This is a genomic window from Enterococcus sp. E4-223 (assembly GCF_035727065.1).
Lineage (GTDB): Bacteria > Bacillota > Bacilli > Lactobacillales > Enterococcaceae > Enterococcus_B > Enterococcus_B faecium.
The window spans coordinates 171160-191719 of the sequence record NZ_JAPMLH010000007.1 but is presented as its reverse complement, the minus strand read 5'-3'; the positions used below and the strand labels follow the sequence as shown (position 1 = coordinate 191719).

Genomic DNA, 20560 nt, shown 5'->3' with positions numbered 1-20560 from the left:
GCAACTTTTATATCATATCAGAGAGACAAGCGATTGTCAACTCTTTTTTAAAAGTTTTTTTCGATTTCGTTTTTCGAAATCTTTCAGCAACTCATTTATCATAACTTATCGTTTGTTATTTGTCAAGGACTTTTTTGAAGCTTTTTTCGATAGAATCAAGCTTCACAAGTGGTTCTTTTTTAACGACTCAGTTATCTTATCATGTCATTCCCAACATGTCAACAACTATTTTATATGTTTTTTAAAATACTATTTTATTGCTTGGCTACTTAAAACAACAGAAATGAATATATCATGTAAATTTACACATGTCAATATATTTTTAACTCTATATCCCCACCTAGATTTGAATTTTGACCACATAAATTGAGCATGTCTCTATAGTAGAAAAATAAAGTCAAAAAAAGAACACATAACACGCTTGATGCTAAGTGTTCGACTGTTACAACTGTATGAAATGCTCAGTGACTTGATTAAAACAGTTAAAGTCTATTTATTTAAGATAAGCTGTTCCATCAACTGCTCATTGTATCCAATAAATAGAACTTCATCGATAATAATCAAAGGACGTCTGAGGAGGTTGGTATGTTGTGTGCATAAAAAAATCAGTTGTTTTTTTCCTACACAGGAAAGGTCAATCGCAATGTTGTGAAAAGCCTCAGACCAAGTCGCAAATAGCTGTTCTGCTTGCACTTCTTCAAAACTGCATAATTCTTCTGCTTCTTCTGTACTTAGATCGCGTTCTTCTAAGTCAACAAATTGATAAGGCAATTGATGGTGTTCTAACCATTGTTTCGCCTTCAGACTTGTTACACAGTGCGCTGATCCATAGACTTTCACTTCCACGAAGGCTCCCTCCCTATGAATTTAAGATGTTATTGTTTTGTAAATAGATCAGATTTCTGGCAACACATCGAATTTCACGAGGGACAAATGACCGGATCTCATCTTCATTAAATCCGATTAGTATTCTTTTTTCATCAATCAAAATAGGTCGTCTCAATAATGAAGGATATTCTTTGAATAAGACGATCATTTGCTTTAAAGTTAATTCGTTAAAATCTATGCCCAGCTTTTCGTAAATTTTCGACCGAGTGGAAATAATATCTTGAACTCCTCCTTCAGTCGCTGCCAAGATCTTTTTGATCTCGCTTTCTGTTAACGGTTCGGCAAAAATATTCTTCTCTTCAAATTCAAGTTGATTCGCTTGCAACCATGCTCTTGCTTTTCTACAGGAAGTACAGCTAGGCGAAGTATATACTTTTATCATTTTCTCACTCCTTTTTAATTATAATCCAATTCTACAGTAATTTCTTTTAAAATACCAATTATTAGCTAATAAAATATAAAAAAAAATCAAAATAACTGATTATTTACGTTTGAATAATGAGAATTATTCTATATATTCTCTATTTTGATAATAGTATTCTCATTTTCAAAATAAATAAGGGAGGTGTGACAAAATTCTTGTCACACCTCCTTTTTCCGAATAAACGGTGTTCCAGAAGTAGCTTCTTCGAAAATAAGCTGAAATTTCACAAAAATTTGAGAAGCAATTTTCGTATATTCCTTCTTCTTTCTTGAAACTGACCACTTCTGTCACACCCTCTCTTCTATCACTTGCCTTTTTTTACACGACTTCCGGTTTCTTTGATAAATCTCGATACTTTCAATTTTCTTGAATTTTTCATTTGAGGTACACATAGATACAGACGATTTCTTGCTCTAGTCATCGCAACATAAAATAGTCTTCGTTCTTCTTCTATCGTCGTCACTGGTTCTGCTTTTATTTCATTAAAGTCGATTACTTTCTTTTCTGTCGCTCCGTTATAAGGCAAACTTCCTTCGTTACAACCAATCAAAAAGACATTTCGGTAACTAAGACCTTTACTTTTGTGAATGCTCTGGATACATAGTGCATCAAGTTTTCCTTGTCTGTAAGCAATCAAGCGGGTTTTTAATTCTTTAGCTGTCGCTTGGGTTTCTTGCGATAAGGCTTGGAGTCTTCTGAAAGTAGCATGCTGCTGTACTTCTTCTCGTATCCATTCTTGATCACTCTGGTCGATTTCCTTAGCTATACGTGGCAGATGAAGATAGCTTTGAACAAGCGAATAGATTTCTTGATGCTGGTCTGTTTTACGCAACGCTTCCTCAAACTCTCGGATTTCTGCAGATTTCGATTTTAAATTGGGGCTTATCGACAAAATATAATCTGCAACGGCTATATTTTGATATTTAGGAGAAAAGTATTGATCGCATTCACTTTTTTTCAGGTAGCAGTCTGCCATCAGCTGCCGGAGCAATTGCTGGTAGGCCTGATTTTTCTTTTGCAGATTCAGTGCTGTTTGCCAATGAACAATTTTTTGATAGAAATGTTGGAAAGACTTAATACCAAAGATACCTTCATATGGACTATCTGCTTCCAGTACAAAAGGAATATTCGTTTTCAGCAGAGATTGGACAAGCTGCTGCGTTTGTGAAGCTGATCGGTATAATATGATTGATTCCTTATATTTCCCATTTTTTTGAATAAATGTCTGAATTTGTTTGATTAGCCACTGACTTTCTGCTTTAGTATCAGAAAACAAATAGGCTTCCATAACACCTGCTTCTTTTTGTGCTGGAATCATCGCCTTTGGTATCCGATCATTTTTATTATAGCTGATCAATCTATTTGCTCCTTGGACAATAGCTGCCCGAGAACGATAATTAGTTAATAAGAAAAGAGTTTTGGTAGGATATTCTTTTTCAAAGTTCTTGATGTATGCTGGCTCTGATCCTCTGAATCCATAGATACTCTGATCATCATCTCCAACAACAATCAACTTGATCCTGTTTTCCTTTGTCATCCGTTTCACGATTTCCCATTGAAGTGGATTAGTATCTTGAAATTCATCAATGAATAGATAATCATATTTTTGGCCGATATAATGCTGGATCTCCTCATTCTCCAAAGCGCTTTTCAGATTTTGGAGTACATCATTGAACTCTAGCAATTGCTGGCTTCTTTTTTGTTCTTGGAGTTCCGTGAGCAATCCATACAGTCGTTCTGATATCGGCTGTCGTGCATTCTTATCAATGGAATCATATTTTTCTTTAACTAACTGAACCATTTCTTCTACTGAAAGGTTCATATTCTGCCAATAGTCTAACCGAGAAGCAATCGTTTTTTCTCCATATTGATCAAATATATAAAGATTATATTTACGTATCAGCTGTTGCAAAACAGCATTCACTTTTTGTGCAGTATCCTTTGAAAAGTCTCCTTGTATTCCTTGCATTGCTACTTCAGGAAATTTTCGACAAATTTCATTGTATATTCTAAAAAAGATACTATGGAATGTTCCGATATGGACAGCGGTTTTTCTCTGGCTGAAATTATCTACTCGTTTTTTTAGTTCATTTGCAGCGTTCCTTGTAAAAGTGATCATTAGTATGCGTTCTTCGTCTACTTGTTTTTGCGTCATCAGATAAACAGCTTTTGCACAGATTGTTTGCGTTTTGCCGCTCCCAGCTCCTGCTATGATTCGAAGATGTTTCTTCATATCATATGTGATAGCTGCTTTTTGTTCTTGATTGAAGCGATTATAGGAACGTTTCTCCATCATTTTAAAGAAAGAGCTGTTTCCTTCACTTTCTTTTTCTTGTACTTCTTCCTCAATAAGTCCGGGTGCTTCGCCATAAGCCGCTTCATAGGTAGCAATGATTTCTTCTTGTAGCCGAAAGACTTGTTGAAGCTTTTTATACTTGTTCTCCCAGCGTTTCAATTCTTTTTGTAATCGGAGAATTTCTTTTTCATTCAACTGATTGATTTCCTTCCCATCTTTCTTCTTTGAATTTGTTTATTTCAAGTTGGTTATTTAAAGTTTCGTTGTCTATTTTTTCTTTATACTAACAGACCTTTCTAAAAATGAAAATGGGAAGCGATATGATTTTAGTTTTCTGAAAATTTTTCCTTTTTTTCAATCGTTTATGCTAAGATAAGGAAGACAAAAATATTCATAAAAGGTGATGAAAAAAATGCAGACTTCCTTTCACGAGGGGCGTACAATAGGACTTTTGCTGACATTTATCGGAGGAGCCATGGACAGTTATACTTATATCCAATATGGTGCTTTTGCCTCTGCTCAAACTGGCAATATCATTCTATCGATCATCCAAGCATTTGACGGAGAATGGCTAAGTGTTGGTAAAAAAGTATTGTCTACCCTTTTCTTTTTCTTAGGGATTCTTCTAACAAAGTATCTAATTGATTATTTTAGAAAAAAAGAAAAACATTTCTGGCGCTTGTTTGTTCTATATTATGAAGCAGTGATTTTTTTCTTTGTTAGTTTGACACCCGTCCATGAGCATCCCGCATTAGTAACGATTTTGATTGCTTTTACTGCATCGATCCAGTGGGTAGCTTTTGATAAAATCAACGGGCGTGCCTACACTAATTTATTTACAACTGGAAATTTAAAAGGGGTAGCAACGAACTTATATGATTATTGTATTTCTAAAGAAAAAGCAGATTTTGATCGATTTTTCCACTATCTAAGTGTCGTTCTTGCCTTTATCGCAGGAGCTATTGTCCTTGTTTTCTGTCATCATCTGTTTGGCGCCCATTCGATTTTGATCGTTTCCATTTTATTTTTGATCATGGCCCTCACTCAGACATTTCATTTATGGCAATTTTATCATACGAATCGGTTCACTATTTGATCTCAATGAATCAAAAAAACTAAGCAAGATGCTGCTCACAGAGAAATATCTGCGAGTGAGCAATTTGCTTAGTTTTTATATTATTTAGTTGTAAAGATTCCCTTTGCTTTCGGGTTATTTGTAGTGTAGCGGATCGACTGGGCATCTGCCTCTTCTGTCATTTTCTTTGCCCGCATCTTGATTTCTTGTACGATTTGTTCTCCACATGCCGGATCGGCTACGAAATCATATTTGTCCCCATCGATCACTATTTTGGGACATATATCAAACTGTTCATACCACTCTTCGTATCGTCGATTGAGTTCTTTATAGTAGGAATAGAGTTCAGGATCTTGTTCTAGCTGTTCATATTCCCGGCCTCTTTTTTTGATTCTCGCTAACATAGTTTCAAAGGATACACGAATATAAACCAGTAGATCTGGTTTCTTTTGTGGCGAAATTTCTTCTAACTCCTTCAGCATCGTTTCTAAAAGACCTTCATACTGCTTTACTTCTACTTCAGAAACACGCCCTAAATCTGCATTCAAATGAAACAGCATACTATCTTCGTAGATGGAGCGGTCTAGTACGTTGTCATCATGGCTGAAAGCATCTTTGATTGCCAAAAAGCGTTTGTTCAAAAAGAAAATCTGTAATAAAAAAGTATACTTTTCTGGATTAGAATAAAATAGTGGCAATACTTCATTATCTTCCACGTTCTCATAAAAAGGTTTTGTTTCTAAATCTTGGGCAAGCATTTCAGTCAGTGTGCTTTTCCCTGCACCGATCGTTCCTGCAACAATGATCACAATTATCGGCATCCTTCCTGTAATAAAATCTGTTCTTCATTTTACTACTTCATTTATAGAAATAAAAGCCTTGACTTTATCTGCTCCTTAAAAGCTACTTCTCTAAAAGTAGCCAAAAGTAACTCCTATTCATGAAAATAAAGGCTGTGACAAAAGTCTTGTCGCAGCCCTTTTTTCAAATAAACAGTATTCTCCTGCCAACACCTCGGTCACAAGGCAATATTCATAAAACATGAAAAGCTGTTTTTTAACATTATTCCTTGTAACTCAGAGCTAAACGGGAGACTCACAACCTCTTTATGCTCTCAACATTTTATCTGTTTTTATTCTTCTATTGTACTTGATTTGCGTACAACTAACTGCCAGTGCAGATTATGAGCGGTATCATTGTCTTCTACTGCGCATTTCATGACACGTATCATCACACTATTTTCATAGATTTTTTCTATTTTTCCTTTTATTGGTGATTCAAATAAATCAGATTTAAATGCATATGTTTCGCCGACTTCAAACAATTGTTCATTTTCCATAAGAATCCCTCCATCACCTTTTATATGGTCAGTAATTTTTTAACATAAATCACCCGAAAAAGCACAAACTTGTCATAAAAAGTACTTTTCGTATCAAAACTGTCACTTTTTTTGGTAAGGTTCTTGGAAAACGAAGATTTTTTTAGGAAATCATGACGGTTTTGATGTCAAAACCACTTTTTATGAAACAAAAGACGTTTTTTATTTTTTTAGCATAAAATTTGTGGTGGAGGTACGTATGAGATGAAAGATAAAGTTGTGAACAAATTATTAGAAGCCTTATTCAGCGGAGACAAATCGGAAGAAGATATGGTGTATGTCCAAGTAAAATTTGCCTTAGAAGTTTTATTGAATAATCTTGGAAAACTAGCGGTCGTTCTAGTCTTTTCTCTGGTGACAGGCTCATGGGCGGAAACAGGAATCACCTTTCTTTCTTATATCTGCATCCGCAGATATGCTTATGGATTGCATTCCGACTCTGAATTCGTTTGTCTGCTGTGGACACTACTTTATTTATGGGGCGTTCCCTTGGTGATGAAACATCTGCAATTGACTATCTCCTTCCCAATGATGGTCTTTTTGTTAATCAGCTGCTTTTTGTTACTGCTTCGCTATGGATCAAGAGGTACAGCAATCAATCCCATTGAACCCGAGAAACGTCCCCCATTATTAAAGAAGGCGATCAGCATGTTTCTAATTTTTTCTCTCATTACTTTATTTTTCTCAGCTTCTTACTTTTCTACCTATTTGCTACTTGGGATTGTTTTAGAAATAGCTACGTTGCTTCCTATTACAAACTACTTGATGAATTTTGGAGGAATCTTTCATGAAAAAAACAATCATTAAACAATTAACTAACTTATCTGACTTTTTTGTATCTGGCTGCTGCTTTGGTATGAGTTCTGAATTCAAAATCCCTGAAAAATTAAAAAAATAATACGCTAATTGTGCTATAATTTGGTAAAAATCAATGGGAGCTGTACTTTATGTTTTTATGGTCCATAGCGTTGCAATATTTGATTTACACAATTTGTATCTTATTGATTGACCATCACATCCGATACAAATATCTGTTTGCGGGAGTCATTCTGATTTCTTGTATTTTGATTGGATGGGTCTATTCGATTTTAGGGATTTTTACTGCTCTAATTGCTATAGGAATGCTGATGCTTACTTTTTTCTTCTTTTCGACTTCGCGTCAACAATTGGTTTACGCGCTTCCTTTTGGGTTATTGACGTCGCTTTTAGGAGATCACTTAACAAGCATCGGCGATTTTTTTGTTTTGAAATCTTCGGTTATTGAACCAGGAGATTCATTGCAGTATTTCCACATTGCCTTATCCGCTTTTTTATCTGCTTTATTAGCTTTTTGTTTTAAAAAATCGTTAGAGACTTGGTTTCACACTGTGGACCGCCGTATGATCGGTACGATCGGGACATTGATATTATTTACATACTATATCATTATTTTTTATACCCGTTTTTCTGGTGAAACACCTGATGTCTTAGCTTTGAATACGAGTTTTTTCATTCTATATCTGTGTGTTGGCCTAATCATCTTGGTTTATTATTGGAAAATCTCTAATAAGAAATTAGCTGATCAGTTATTAGAGCAACAAGTCAGGATGCAACAGGATTATATCAAAGATCTAGAAAAAAACTATCAAGACTTGAGAGAATTCAAACATGATTACCAAAATCTGCTTTTTTCTCTTCACAGCTATATTTCAGAAGGCGACTTAGAAGGGTTACGGTCTTATTATGATCAAACGATATTACCTACACGCCAGATGATGAACCTTTTTCCGGCCAATCTAAGTATGTTGGATAACATGAAAGTTCCTGAGATCCGTAGTTTACTGTCATTAAAACTCATGATGGCACAGGAAAAAGGGTTGATCGTCCAGCTTCATTTTCCTGAGCCAATCGAACTGGATACGAAACATACGGTAAACCTTGTACGTATGCTTGGTATTATCTTGGACAATGCAATTGAAGGAGCTAGTGCTGCAAAGAAGAAAAAAATCGAATTGACCATACTCAGGAAGAATCATTCCGTGATGATTCGTGTGATCAATACAACAACAAATACATTACCGTTAAACCAGTTGAAACAAAAAGGGTTCTCAACAAAAACAAATCCAAAAAACGAAGGCCTTGGCTTGTTTATCTTGGATGAATTGACAAAGACCAATCCTTATCTTTTCCTTGAAACATCAATTGAAAACCAGCGTTTTTCTCAAACGATTTATATACAAATAAAATAAAGGAGTAATGATATGATTCCCATTTATATTTGTGAAGATGATCCAAAACAATTAGAAGTTTTATCAACGGTGATCAAAAATAGAATCATGATTGAAAACTTAGACAGTTATGTCCATATTTCTACCTCTGATCCGGAAGAACTTCTCAATGCAGCCAAGATCAGAACTTCTTCTTTTGGTATTTACTTTTTAGATATCGAACTAGAAAACAGTGAAATGGATGGTGTAGCGATCGGTAAATTGATCCGTGAATTAGATCCTTTAGGAAAAATAATCTATGTGACTTCCCATACGGAAATGTCGATGAAAATCTTAAAAAGCAACATCGAACCGACTGATTATATCGTCAAAGAAGATCTTTATGATTTAAAAGAAAATGTCGAGCATATCCTGAGCAAAATTTTCGAAGATTTTCAAATGTCCCAAATCCAAAAAGATATCTTCAAAATAGAGTTTAATGATGAGATCAAATTTTTACCGATCAAAGACATCCAATATTTTTCTACTTCGCTAGGAGCGCCACATAAACTGGAAGTCCATTTGACTCATGCCCAATTACAATTCTATGAGAAGATCAAAGAAATCGAGAAAATGCATCGGAATTTTATCCGTTGTCATAAATCCTATGTTATCAATACACAAAATGTGCGGTCGATTAATAAAAAAACCAGAGAAGTCACGTTGGCAAACGGCGAGACCATCCCAGCCTCTATCCGTGGATTAAAGAAATTGATTTCACAAAAAGAACCGAATAGTTTGGACCGACTAAATGACCAGCCGATCCAAACCCTTCGGTTCTTTTTTGCCTATCAGTGCAAAAGCATTTCCTGTGCAATTTCACGTCCATCCATTGTATCTGGATAAAATGTTGGCCAATTCTCCATTTTTTTCAGCAATGCTTCTTGACTTTCATTTCCTGCATATAAATGAAAATGTTCGGAGTTAGCCGGTGCAATCGTGTGATCACTGAATTGAATATATCTAAACGCTCCACTTTCCTTATCTTCTGCTTCGAATAGATACCTTACGCCACGGTTTCCTGCCTCGTAGGTCAAGATTTCTTTCCCTACATAACGATAATTTGAACGTTTCGTTGTTCCATCCTTAAACGTAAATGCCATCTCTTTCTCACTGATCTTGATTGAAGCAATATCTGTTTGATAGCCCTTCGTATAATATTCTTTATATTCTTGTACTGTCTTATCTCGCTTCAGTTTTTCTTTATATTCAAAAACCGGATCAAATGTCCCATCTTCTATATACGTATCTACTGTTTGCCAAGTTCCTGCCCAATCTGAAAGAGAGCGATCTTGTACATCCTCATCTTCAAAATAACCGTTATAGACGCTCTTTTCTTTTTTGGGGGTCAAAGTATCTTCTAGCGGGTTTTCTGTCTCTGTCGTTTTTTTCAACGCTTCGAGGTTTGCTTCCATGATAGAAAGATAGTTTTCTCCATTTTCTATTTGTTCATTCGTCAATCCTTCCAAAGGATTCAATACTTCTAAAGATACACCTGCTTCATTTGCTAACGTTCTGGCAATACTATCTTTGGCGTTTTCTTCAAAATAAATATAGTTGATTCCATGTTCTTTAACAAAGTGTTTCAGTTCAGCGATTCTCGCCGCAGACGGTTCTTCACTAGAAGAAAGACCAGCAATCGATACTTGATTCAATCCATATTCTAACGCTAGATAGTTGAATGCAGCATGTTGCGTGACAAAAGATCTTTGTTTTGCTTGCTTAAAGGTTTCTTGATAAAGCTGATGGAGTGCTTGAAGTTTCTCGGTATAGGCTGCTGCATTTTTTGTCCATACTTCCTGTTTTTCTGGGTAAGCTTCAATCAGCTGATCACGTATGTTTGCTACCTGCTTGATTGCTAAACTTGGAGCTAGCCATACATGTGGGTCTAGCTCATGTGTATGGCCTTCTTCCCCGTGTTCATGGTCATGATCATGTCCTTCTTCACTTCCCGGAAGTAAAAGCATACCTTCTGTCGCTTTTATCGTATGGACATTGCCTTCTTGTAATGTTTTTTGAATTGCGGGGACCCATGTTTCCATGTTTTCATCATTATAAACAAAGATATCTGTATCTTGGATCTTTGCCATGTCTTTAGCAGAAGGTTCATAATCGTGGGAATCAGTCCCTGCTGGAATCAATAACTCTACTTCTCCTTCATCCCCGACGATTGCTTTTGTAAAATCATACATAGGATAAAAGGTCGTCATCACGCTCAATTTTTCTTTACTGTCCTCGGCTTTCCCACTTGCCCCGCAAGCAGTTAACATACCTGCTAAAACCAGCATGGCCAATATACCTATCAATCGTTTCATTTATGACACTCCTCTTCTCATCTTCTTTCATTTGAATGTTCCGATTCGTCTTTTACAAACCGTAATAGTTACGTTTTAGCAACAGGATTTAATTTATCATATGGTTAAAAGAACTGTCAAGCGTTTTCTTATTTTAATTGATGAGAAAGTTTATATGAATGATTGACGATATTTTTGCAATCAACCTCTATCATTTTCCTTTTATACCCGCTTTTGTCTATAATGAAGTTATAGATAAAGGAGGAAAAAGAGTGAAAAAAGAAACAGATACAACGAATCGTTTGATCCGCTTTTTAGGAGGAAAAACCTCTTACTATGTTTTAGGAATAGTTATCTTACTTGCGCTGATCATTTATTTTTTCCATCAGATCTCGTTTATATTCAAGCCTGTCGGAATCATTATCGCTACTATCTTGCCCCCATTATTGTTTGCACTGATCTTGTATTATCTTTTGGAACCAGTCATCAAACGTTTGAGCAAGCACCTTTCGAGGAACTTGTCAGTCATTATCGTTTATGTGATTATTTTATTTTTATTGGGGCTTGGAAGCGTATGGCTTGTTCCTTTTCTTGAAGAACAGGCAAAGACATTGATCAGTAGTTTGCCAGATTTGTTTCAAGATTTTCAAGAGAGTCTCCGACAATTTTTGGAGAAAACACCTTTTGCCGATTCATTTAATCAATTTTTCGCTTCTATTGACGACGTGACGTCTGATATAGCTGGATTTATTGGAAATTATTGGGAAAGTGGCGCACAACGGATCAGCAACATTTTTTCAACTGTTACAGCTATTTTTATTACTTTATTTACTGGTCCAATTGTCGCTTTTTTCCTTTTGAGAAATCCTCAAAAATTTTATCAGTCAGTTTTAGCGATTGTCCCACCAGCATTTCGTACAGATTTTAAAAATTTGACAAAGATTGCTAATCAACAATTGGGTTCATTTCTAAAGGGGCAAATCATTGCTTCATTTATCCTTGGAGCAGTCTACTGGGTTTGTTTCTTACTGATCGGATTAGAATTTGCTAGTGTTTTAGCTATTTCTGCTGGGTTGTTATGTATCATTCCATATATTGGACCGTTTATCGCCTTCTTTCCAGGTTTGATCATTGCATTCCAAGACTCTACTTTTATGGCTGTCAAATTTGTCATTGTCTGGTTTGCCGTACAACTTCTCCACGGTGACTTGGTGATTCCTCGAGTAATGGGTGATCGTTTACAGATCCATCCGATTACGATCTTAATCGTTTTACTTGTCATGGGTGATCTAATGGGAATTGTGGGCGTTATTTTTGGTATTCCTATCTATACGTTAGTCAAATTACTCGTTACTTTTATTTTCCGTAAATTCAAACAACGCTACAATAAATTTTATGGCGATAAAGGAGAGTATGAAAACTCTTCATTTTCTGAAGAAGATTATTTTAAATAAAACACAAAACGTCGATCTTACGAGAATAACTCGTAGGAACGACGTTTTGTGTTTTTGTTTTAATTTTTCAGCAAAGCAATTGCCTGGTATGGTTTTAGCTCCAGACTTTGATGAAGAACAGTATCGGAATAATTATCGATAAGAATATTGGCTTCTGTGAATCCTTCTGGGATGGCGATCCTTGTATCTTTATCATAGAAATTTGTTAATACAAGCAGCTGCTGTCCTTCAAATTGGCGAAGAAAGCCATAAACTTCCGGATGATTTGCTTCATAAGCATGATAATCTCCTTGTGCAACGATTGGATATGTTTTTCTCAGCCGAATCAATTTCTTGTAATAGGACAAAATAGAATCTTCAGAAGATAGTTCTTTTTCTACATTAATCTCTTCTAGCTTGCCTCCAACTTTTAACCAAGGTTTCCCTGTAGTAAATCCTGCTTGTTCTGTGTCTGACCATTGCATGGGTGTTCGAGAGTTATCGCGAGATTTTGCTTTGATCCGACGAAGCGCTTCTTTTTCTGTGAATCCTTGTTCAAGGAGTAACTTATAAGCATTCAAACTTTCTACGTCAATATAGTCGGAAATCGATGAATAGTCTGGGTCGATCATGCCGATTTCTTCTCCCATATAAATATAGGGCGTCCCACGGTTCAAATGGATCATGGTTGCTAGCATCTCTGCTCCTTGTTTTCGATACTGATCGATAGCTACAAATCGATTGAGCGCACGTGGCTGATCATGATTATTAAAAAATAGAGCATTCCAGCCGTTACCCTCACTCATCTTTTCTCCCCATGTATGAAATAGTCGCTTTAATTCTGCAAAATCAAATGGAGGAGTAGACCATTTATTCCCATTTTCATAATCGACTTTCAAATGATGGAAATTAAAGACCATTGATAATTCTTCTCTACTAGGTTCTGTATACAAGATACAATTTTCGATCGTCGTAGAGCTCATTTCACCGACTGTGATGACAGTGGAATCCGTCCCAAACGTTGCTTGGTTCAATTCTTTTAGATACGTATGGGTGATTGGTTTGTCCGTATATTCAGGTTTGCCATCATTTTCTTTATTATTTTTCAATTGTTCGTCTTTACCGATAACATTGATAACATCGAAACGGAATCCTTTTACCCCTTTTTCCATCCAAAAACGAACAACTTTGAATAGTTCCTCTCTTACTGCTTGGTTCCGCCAGTTCAAGTCAGCTTGTGTCCGATCATATAAGTGCAAATAATATTTCCCCGTATCTCCAAATGGCGACCAAGCACTTCCACCAAATTTTGATACCCAATCCGTTGGCTCTTCTCTTAAAATGAAGAAGTCCTGATAATGCTGGTCCCCTGCTAGTGCTTTTTTGAACCATTCATGTTCTGTCGAAACGTGATTCAGCACCATATCGAGCATGATTTCTATCCGGTATTTCTTTGCTTCGGCTATTAGCTGTTCGAATTCCTCCATCGTACCAAAGATAGGATCGATGGCTGTGTAATCAGAGATATCATAACCGTTGTCTTTTTGAGGGCTTGGATAAATAGGGTTTAGCCAAATCATGTCGATGCCTAGATCATTCAGATACGGGAGTTTTTCTTTGATTCCTTTTAAATCTCCAATTCCATCACCATTACTGTCTTTGTAAGATTTGGGATAGATTTGGTAAATGACTTTGTCTTTAAATGTCATGGATATTTACCTCCATTCAACTGATTTATTACCTACCACAACTTATATATACAAGTTATAATTTATTATTATAACTGAACCGAAAGCGTTTGTAAAATTTATCTTTATACATTCTAAGAGGTCTGTTGCCCAATAAAAAACAAGAGATCAGACATGTATTTGTCTATCCTCTTGTTTAAAATAGCAAAATATTCTTGTTTCTTCTATAAATGGTGTTCAAAAGCTTTTATCTACGGCAATCAGTCTTCTCAAATGTAAAACATGAGGAGCTGTTTTTTGAAATTGCTCCTTGTGACTCAGAGTGAAACGGCAGACTCACAACCACTATCTTAAACGGTGTTCCAGAAGTAGCTTCTTCGAAAAGTAAGCCGAAATTTTACAAAAATCTGAGAAGCAATTTTCGTAAATTTTTCTTATTTCTTGAATCTGACCACTGCTGTCACAACCTCTTTCTTAAACGGTGTTCAATCAGCTGATTTCGCAACCTCTGTTTTTATTCATTCGATTTCAACGCATCAATCATATCGATATGCTTTAATTTGAAATGGGTAACGATCATCACAATAACCGTAAATACGATAGTTAATCCTGCTGATAAGACATAAGCCCACCATGTGATCACTAATGGAAAGATGACATTCTCCATAGACGCTTGTTGCAAGATGAAGTCAGTCAATATATATCCTACACCAAATCCTCCGATGATTCCTAAAAGAGTAAAGATGATATTTTCTCGAACAATGTACATCGTGACTTCTTTATCAAAAAATCCAAGGACTTTTATTGTAGATAATTCGCGTACACGCTCGGAAATATTGATATTAGTTAGATTATACAAGACGATAAAAGCCAATAAACCAGAAAGTACGATAAAAATCAAAACTACCGAATCCAGATTAGCTATCGCTTCGTCCTGTATTTCGATCTGCTTTGACATGAAGGAAGTATTTATTACAGCTTCTGTAAGGATCAATTTTTCAGAAAGTGCTTCTTCTTCTGATTTAGTCATGATTTTTGTTTTTATTAGGAAAGCATTTTCTGTCATTTTCTTTCCAGATACTTTCTCATAATAATTAGGACACATGTAGACAAAGTTTCCTAAATAATTTTGTAAGATTGCTTTTATGGAAACACTCCATTCATTTTGATCTTTATCATACAATGACACAGTATCTCCTACAGATAGATCAAATAATTCTGCTGATTTTTGAGTGATGGCAATACCATCTTCAGTTAGAGAAACTACATCATCATTGAGGGACTTTAAATGAACAAATTCATCTAACTGTCGTTCTTTTTCAGGTACGATCATGGTTATATTCTGTGATGTATGTCCCGTTTTTCTAATTTCAAGTGTTTGAGTATCAACTGGCAAAATATCCGTTATTTTTTTTTCTTTTTCTAAAAATTCTTCTACTTTGTTAATTGAATTTTTTGTTGAATTCAATGTCACGACTGCCTGATAATCGATAATTGGTCCAAATTGCTTGTTGGAAACCGCCCCTAGAGAATCTTTCAACCCGACACCTGCGACCATCAAGCCTGCACAACCGGCAATCCCGATGATTGCCATATACATCCGCGTTTTATAACGAAATAGATTTCGATAACTGATTTTCTGATTAAAGCTAAGGCGTGACCACAGCGGAGTGATGTATTCAAGAAAAATGCGTTTCCCTGGCTTCGGTGCTTTCGGTTGAAGCAATGCAGCAGGTCGTTCTCTTAAATCTTTGAATAAAACGATCATTGCAGCGCCAAATGTTGCAGTGAAAAATGCAGAGGCTGCTTGTAAAATCGGTGCCCAGTAATAAAACACAACGGCCTTTTCAATATCATAACTCTCATTGGCTAATTCAAAAATGATTCGTGGCAAAAGATTCGTTCCTAAAATCGTTCCTAGTATGATTCCCATTCCAGAAGCTAGGGTCGCATAAATCATGTATTTTCCTGCTATCTCAAATTTTGTATAGCCTAATGCTTTTAATGTTCCAATTTCTCTTCGATTTTCTTCTACCATGCGTGTTATTGTGGTGAAAGTGATGAGTGCTGCTATGAAAAAGAAAAATACTGGAAAAACATTAGCAATAGCAGCAATTCGATCAGCTAGGTCACCATATTCTTGAAATCCTACATTTTCCGAACGCTTGTTATAAAGATAAGTCGGTTTGTCTAAAGCAGCAATTTTCCCTTCATTTCCTGTAATTTCTGACTGAAATTTTACAAGATCTTGTTCTTTTTCTGTTAATATTTTGTCTTGTTGTGTTAATTCTTCTTTTTGTTGAGTAAGAATTGTTTGCTGTTCTTCAGGTAATTGTTCAATAAATTCTTCTTGTCTTGCTAGCTGTATTTTTGCCTCTTCAAGTTGTTTCCTAGCAGTAGTAACTTGCATTTGTGCATTAGCTAGTTCTTGTTTACCTGAAATCAATTCTTCTTCTGCAGTTTGTTTTAATTGATCCAAGCGTTCCTGTGGGCGGTCTTTAAAATAAATTTTGGTCTTTTCCTGGTTTGTTTCCATTTTATTCTTATAGGATTGACCATAGGTATCTAATCCCTTGACATTAGTAAAATCTAAGTAAAGCACAGACTGAACATCTTTTTTAAATTGAGATTCTGGTACATAAACAAAGGAATCCACTCTTCCATTTCCTAGATTAGTATAACCACGCTCTAAATTGTTAATAAACAAAGGAGAGCGGACAAATCCGACTACTTTATAATTTTTCATATGCAAGTCTTCTGTATTTATCCTATAGGTATCCCCAATTTTATATCCTTGTTTTTTAGCTTTTTCATCTAAGACAATTTCATTTTCCTCTTTTGGCAAATGACCAGTAACAAGAAAAAGTTGGTTTTGTTTATTTTTCTTATTATAAGAAAAAATGTGTATAATTTCGGTGGTCTCGGGATTCGCATAATATAGCTGCTTGCCTGTTTCTACTTGTACACCTGGTATTTTTTCTGCTTGAGTGATGTCTTTTTGAGTTAATCCAGCTGTTGACACAATTTGAAGATCCGATAAATCTGCCTTTTCTACATATTGGCTCATTGTTTTTTGCATGACAGGTCCAGCAGTTTTGACACCTACAAATAAAAGTGTTCCTAGCATGACAATAAGGATGATTGCAATGAATCGTCCTTTAGATTGCCGAATTTCACGAAAACCTGCTTTAAGATATGTTTTTGTTTTCATAAGATCCCCCTACCATACAATCTCATCAATGGATGAAGGATGATCATTTAATTCAACAGATCTTACTTTAGCATCATTAATGTGAATGACTCTATCAGCGATGGGCGCTAAAGCAGAATTATGTGTAATGATCAAAACGGTATTGCCATGTTGTCTGCTAGCATTTTGTAATAATTTCAATACTTGCTTGCCTGTTTCAAAATCCAGCGCTCCTGTCGGTTCATCACATAAAAGAAGTTTGGGATTTTTAGCTAGTGCGCGAGCAATTGAAACCCTCTGCTGTTCGCCTCCTGATAATTGGGACGGAAAGTTATTCAATCGATGAGCTAGGCCCACTTGCGTCAATACCTCTACAGAATCAAGCGCATTCGGAGAAACTTCCGTTGCCAATTCCACATTTTCTTTTGCTGTTAGATTAGGAACGAGATTATAGAATTGGAAAACGAACCCTACATCTGTTCGTCGGTAAGCAGTAAGCTGTTTGTCTGAAAATTGTGCAATATCTGTGTCATCAATAATGATCTGACCTTCATCAGGTGTATCCATCCCACCTAAAATATTAAGAATCGTTGACTTTCCTGCTCCACTTGGTCCGAGAATGATCACAAGTTCGCCTTTTTCAATAGAAAAAGAGATATTTTCGTTTGCAGTAATGGTTGTTTCTCCCATCTTGTATCGTTTGTATTCATTTTTTACTTCGACATACTTCACTCTGATTCCTCCATTTTCATGATAGTTCTCGCTAAATCTGGTCATCGAATGCGTTTTCTCACACTTATTCATTTTACCATTGAATTTCTCTAGACTAAAGAAAGGAATCATTTATTTAGTTGACAAATAAACGATTTATGATTTACTTACATAAAAAACATTGTTATTTGAAAGAAGGAACATCATGAATGTTTTAAAGGAAAATATGATTTTTGATTTATCAAAAACTGCTTTTGTCGCGATCGACATGCAAAAAGGGATCGTAAATAACGGTACACTCTCTCCACACACTGCAGCATCTATTCTGACAAACAATGATTTGTTAGTAAGAACATTGAAACGTACTGCTGCCTTGAAAGTTTTAGTGAATGTAGACATCACTACTTTCTCTTATCTAAGTCATCAGACAGATGCTGGAGGAATATCTGCTTTGTCTGCTCCGGCAGAATTCACTGACTTGTTGTTGAAGGATTCCTTGAAAGATACAAACAATATGTTGACTATCACAAAATACAATCCAAGTGCCTTTTTTGGTACTTCTCTTGATCTTCAACTTCGCCGGCGTGGAATCGAAACTATCATTTTAAGCGGTGTAGCGACAACAAACGGTGTATATGCTACTGCATTAGATGCCTTTCAACATGGGTATCATGTCGTACTTGCTGAAGATGCTTGCAGTGATCGTGACAAAGAATCCCATCAATTGTTCATAAAAAAGATATTTCCGAAAACTGCACGAGTACGCTCAACGAAACAAATAATCGAAGCTATCCAACAAAGCAAATAAGTACTGGCACACGTGATTTTCATTTACTTCTTTTTGATTTCATGGGAAAATAACCACAGGATTTAGATAGGAGTATGAACATGGTGAAAAAAAAGATCACAATCAAAGAAGTCGCTAAACTTTCCGGCGTTTCAATCACAACTGTCTCCTTGATATTAAATGGAAATACGGAGAAATTCAGTCCGAAAACTGTTCAGAAAGTTTTAGCTGCCAAAGAAGAATTAGGCTATCAGCCTGACTATTTTGCTAGACAAATGATTACCAAGGAAACGAAAACAATTGGTGTACTCGTTCCTGATATCACGAATCCATTCTTCAGTACACTGATGCGAGGAATTGAGGATATCTTGTATAAGCAGAATTTCGTCACGATATTATGTAATGCTGATTCTGATCATCAAAAAGAAATCGAATATCTAGCCGAGCTCACACGTCGAGGTGTGGATGGATTCATTATCGCGACTTCTGCTGTCTCTACAGATGCAATCAACGAAAATTTGAAAAAACAAGGCCGGCCCTTCATTGTTTTGGATCAGAAAAAATCTGAAGGATTTAGTGATGCCGTACGAACAGACGATTTTCGCGGTGGTTACCTAGCGGGCATGCACTTGCTTAGTCTAGGACATCAAACGATCGCCCTTGTCTATCCTGAAAATCCACCGGAAAATGTCCACGCTCGGATTGAGGGGTTTAAATCTGCTCTTGATGTTTACCAAATCCCTCACGACCAACTGATCCTCTTACCTACACAGTTCTCAAAACAAGGTGGCTACCAGATCACAGCAGAACTTCTTGATTCTGCTGCAACTGGTGTGTTTGCTTTAAATGATGAATTAGCTTTTGGATTATATCGCGGATTAGAGGAATCTGGAAAAAGCATCCCTGAAGACTACAGCATTATTGGCTATGATAATATAGATATGTGCGAGTATATCAAGCCGAAACTGACAACGATCGCACAACCGATCTTCGAATTGGGACAAACATCTGCCAAATTATTGTTAGATCGGATCCAATTCCCAGAAAAAGAATGGGAAGAAAAAAGATTACCTGTACGATTAGAAAAAAGATTTTCAACTGCACCCTTGAAATAGCTTTCAAGGTGTGCTATATTTTTATCGAACTATTAAAACGTTTTACTAAAACGTTTTAAAAAATAATTTTTCCCATCAAAATAAATGAGATAGTTGGAGGTTTGTAAAATGAACACGGTTACAGTAATTGGAAGTATTAATATGGACACTACCCTTCGTTTAACCAACATGCCCAAGCCAGGCGAAACGATGCATGCGCATGAGATTTTTCACGCTGGCGGAGGTAAAGGCGCCAACCAAGCAGTGGCAGCCAAACGTTCAGGCGCACGGACATCTTTTATTGGAGGCGTTGGGGCTGACAGCGAAGGACAACAGTTATTAGATCTACTGACAAAAGAAAACATCGATACATCTGGGATAGCTGAAATCCAAGACGCCACAACCGGACAAGCAATGATTATGGTAGACGCAGTAGGAGAAAATAGTATCTTGATCCATGCAGGTGCAAATAATGCTTTCCATGAACAAGAAGTCCTAAAAAACAAGCAACTGATTACAAACAGTGACTTTATTATTGCTCAGTTTGAAAGTAGCTTAGATGCGACGATCCTAGCTTTTTCTATTGCAAAAGACGCAGGAAAAACAACGATCCTGAATCCTGCACCAGCTCGTGAAACGATTCCTACTGAACTACTTGAAAAGACAGATATCATTATACCAAATGAAACAGAAACAGAAATCATTACAGGAATCAGAGTGACAGATCATAACAGTTTGGTCGCAGCAGCCGAAAAACTCCATGAATTAGGTATTGGAACAGTAATCATTACACTAGGCAGTGCCGGCGCTTTCTATCATACAGAAAAAGAACAAGGTATCGTCCCTGCTTTTAAAGTGGATGCCGTTGACACAACAGCCGCAGGTGATACATTTATTGGCGCATTAAGCAGCACACTTCAGCCAGACCTTAGTAACTTGAAAGAAGCGATCCTTTATGGAAATCTAGCCTCTTCTGTTGCTGTGCAGTCCTATGGTGCGCAACCTTCTATCCCTTACCGCGAAGCTTTAGAACAATCAGCAGTCTAAAATTAACAA

At 36.3% G+C, this 20560-nt stretch carries 16 protein-coding genes and 1 pseudogene; 8 read left to right on the top strand and 9 right to left on the bottom strand.

What is annotated here, in order from left to right; all coding sequences use genetic code 11:
• Positions 1–489: 489 nt before the first annotated feature.
• The 3 genes from OS139_RS10870 to OS139_RS10860 all read right to left on the bottom strand — a co-directional run bounded on the left by OS139_RS10870 (position 490) and on the right by OS139_RS10860 (position 3803).
• Positions 490–846, bottom strand: a complete 357-nt coding sequence (locus tag OS139_RS10870) for a Spx/MgsR family RNA polymerase-binding regulatory protein (RefSeq protein WP_002286247.1) — start codon at positions 844–846, stop codon at positions 490–492.
• Between the two features lie 13 nt (positions 847–859).
• On the bottom strand, positions 860–1270 hold the full coding sequence (locus tag OS139_RS10865) for a Spx/MgsR family RNA polymerase-binding regulatory protein (RefSeq protein WP_002286258.1): 411 nt from the start codon (positions 1268–1270) through the stop codon (positions 860–862).
• Between the two features lie 346 nt (positions 1271–1616).
• Positions 1617–3803, bottom strand: coding sequence for an ATP-dependent helicase (locus tag OS139_RS10860; RefSeq protein ID WP_002331910.1), 2187 nt, complete (start codon positions 3801–3803; stop codon positions 1617–1619).
• Positions 3804–4020: 217 nt separating this feature from the next.
• On the opposite strand from OS139_RS10860, the gene OS139_RS10855 reads away from it, so the two are divergent.
• A complete protein-coding gene (locus OS139_RS10855) occupies positions 4021–4704 on the top strand; it encodes a YoaK family protein (RefSeq protein WP_002286265.1) in 684 nt (227 codons plus the stop codon).
• Positions 4705–4784: 80 nt separating this feature from the next.
• Here OS139_RS10855 and OS139_RS10850 read toward each other — a convergent pair whose 3' ends face one another.
• Positions 4785–5504: a deoxynucleoside kinase gene (locus tag OS139_RS10850; RefSeq protein WP_002321450.1), complete on the bottom strand. Its 720-nt coding sequence runs from the start codon at positions 5502–5504 to the stop codon at positions 4785–4787.
• A 311-nt stretch (positions 5505–5815) separates the two neighbouring features.
• Positions 5816–6022 carry a hypothetical protein gene (locus tag OS139_RS10845; RefSeq protein WP_002286271.1) on the bottom strand — a complete coding sequence of 69 codons (207 nt, stop codon included), beginning with the start codon at positions 6020–6022 and terminating at the stop codon, positions 5816–5818.
• Positions 6023–6265: 243 nt separating this feature from the next.
• Between OS139_RS10845 and OS139_RS10840 the strand changes: the two genes are divergently transcribed.
• The 3 genes and pseudogenes from OS139_RS10840 to OS139_RS10830 all read left to right on the top strand — a co-directional run.
• On the top strand, positions 6266–6868 hold the full coding sequence (locus OS139_RS10840) for an accessory gene regulator B family protein (protein ID WP_002296063.1): 603 nt from the start codon (positions 6266–6268) through the stop codon (positions 6866–6868).
• 140 nt (positions 6869–7008) lie between these two features.
• Positions 7009–8289 carry a sensor histidine kinase gene (locus OS139_RS10835; protein ID WP_002331911.1) on the top strand — a complete coding sequence of 427 codons (1281 nt, stop codon included), beginning with the start codon at positions 7009–7011 and terminating at the stop codon, positions 8287–8289.
• A 12-nt stretch (positions 8290–8301) separates the two neighbouring features.
• Positions 8302–9027, top strand: a pseudogene (locus OS139_RS10830) (LytR/AlgR family response regulator transcription factor); the annotation flags it as partial.
• A gap of 71 nt (positions 9028–9098) precedes the next feature.
• Here the strand turns inward: OS139_RS10830 and OS139_RS10825 are convergent.
• A complete protein-coding gene (locus OS139_RS10825) occupies positions 9099–10622 on the bottom strand; it encodes a zinc ABC transporter substrate-binding protein AdcA (RefSeq protein WP_002331913.1) in 1524 nt (507 codons plus the stop codon).
• A gap of 158 nt (positions 10623–10780) precedes the next feature.
• Here OS139_RS10825 and OS139_RS10820 point away from each other — a divergent pair, with 158 nt between their 5' ends.
• Positions 10781–12055: an AI-2E family transporter gene (locus OS139_RS10820; protein WP_016628138.1), complete on the top strand. Its 1275-nt coding sequence runs from the start codon at positions 10781–10783 to the stop codon at positions 12053–12055.
• Positions 12056–12114: 59 nt separating this feature from the next.
• Here the strand turns inward: OS139_RS10820 and treC are convergent, their stop codons facing one another.
• The 3 genes from treC to OS139_RS10805 all read right to left on the bottom strand — a co-directional run bounded on the left by treC (position 12115) and on the right by OS139_RS10805 (position 17644).
• On the bottom strand, positions 12115–13743 hold the full coding sequence (treC, locus tag OS139_RS10815; protein WP_002307937.1) for an alpha,alpha-phosphotrehalase: 1629 nt from the start codon (positions 13741–13743) through the stop codon (positions 12115–12117).
• Positions 13744–14236: 493 nt separating this feature from the next.
• On the bottom strand, positions 14237–16933 hold the full coding sequence (locus OS139_RS10810; RefSeq protein WP_002331914.1) for an ABC transporter permease: 2697 nt from the start codon (positions 16931–16933) through the stop codon (positions 14237–14239).
• 9 nt (positions 16934–16942) lie between these two features.
• Positions 16943–17644: an ABC transporter ATP-binding protein gene (locus OS139_RS10805; protein WP_002307935.1), complete on the bottom strand. Its 702-nt coding sequence runs from the start codon at positions 17642–17644 to the stop codon at positions 16943–16945.
• A 184-nt stretch (positions 17645–17828) separates the two neighbouring features.
• On the opposite strand from OS139_RS10805, the gene OS139_RS10800 reads away from it, so the two are divergent.
• The 3 genes from OS139_RS10800 (at position 17829) to rbsK (ending at position 20551) form a co-directional block, all read left to right on the top strand.
• Positions 17829–18431, top strand: a complete 603-nt coding sequence (locus OS139_RS10800) for a cysteine hydrolase (RefSeq protein ID WP_002331915.1) — start codon at positions 17829–17831, stop codon at positions 18429–18431.
• A gap of 80 nt (positions 18432–18511) precedes the next feature.
• On the top strand, positions 18512–19525 hold the full coding sequence (rbsR, locus tag OS139_RS10795; protein ID WP_002325301.1) for a ribose utilization transcriptional repressor RbsR: 1014 nt from the start codon (positions 18512–18514) through the stop codon (positions 19523–19525).
• 108 nt (positions 19526–19633) lie between these two features.
• The gene (gene rbsK / locus OS139_RS10790) at positions 19634–20551 is read left to right on the top strand and encodes a ribokinase (protein ID WP_002331916.1); all 918 of its coding nucleotides are present in this window, start codon (positions 19634–19636) and stop codon (positions 20549–20551) included.
• Positions 20552–20560 lie beyond the last annotated feature (9 nt).

Excerpts from the sequence above, each read along its gene's own strand:
- rbsK (WP_002331916.1), top strand. The coding sequence starts at position 19,634 with ATGAACACGGTTACAGTAATTGGAAGTATTAATATGGACACTACCCTT.
- OS139_RS10855 (WP_002286265.1), top strand. The coding sequence starts at position 4,021 with ATGCAGACTTCCTTTCACGAGGGGCGTACAATAGGACTTTTGCTGACA.
- OS139_RS10810 (WP_002331914.1), bottom strand. The coding sequence starts at position 16,933 with ATGAAAACAAAAACATATCTTAAAGCAGGTTTTCGTGAAATTCGGCAA.
- treC (WP_002307937.1), bottom strand. The coding sequence starts at position 13,743 with ATGACATTTAAAGACAAAGTCATTTACCAAATCTATCCCAAATCTTAC.
- OS139_RS10845 (WP_002286271.1), bottom strand. The coding sequence starts at position 6,022 with ATGGAAAATGAACAATTGTTTGAAGTCGGCGAAACATATGCATTTAAA.
- OS139_RS10820 (WP_016628138.1), top strand. The coding sequence starts at position 10,781 with ATGATTGACGATATTTTTGCAATCAACCTCTATCATTTTCCTTTTATA.
- OS139_RS10800 (WP_002331915.1), top strand. The coding sequence starts at position 17,829 with ATGAATGTTTTAAAGGAAAATATGATTTTTGATTTATCAAAAACTGCT.
- OS139_RS10850 (WP_002321450.1), bottom strand. The coding sequence starts at position 5,504 with ATGCCGATAATTGTGATCATTGTTGCAGGAACGATCGGTGCAGGGAAA.
- rbsR (WP_002325301.1), top strand. The coding sequence starts at position 18,512 with ATGGTGAAAAAAAAGATCACAATCAAAGAAGTCGCTAAACTTTCCGGC.
- OS139_RS10835 (WP_002331911.1), top strand. The coding sequence starts at position 7,009 with ATGTTTTTATGGTCCATAGCGTTGCAATATTTGATTTACACAATTTGT.
- OS139_RS10840 (WP_002296063.1), top strand. The coding sequence starts at position 6,266 with ATGAAAGATAAAGTTGTGAACAAATTATTAGAAGCCTTATTCAGCGGA.
- OS139_RS10865 (WP_002286258.1), bottom strand. The coding sequence starts at position 1,270 with ATGATAAAAGTATATACTTCGCCTAGCTGTACTTCCTGTAGAAAAGCA.
- OS139_RS10825 (WP_002331913.1), bottom strand. The coding sequence starts at position 10,622 with ATGAAACGATTGATAGGTATATTGGCCATGCTGGTTTTAGCAGGTATG.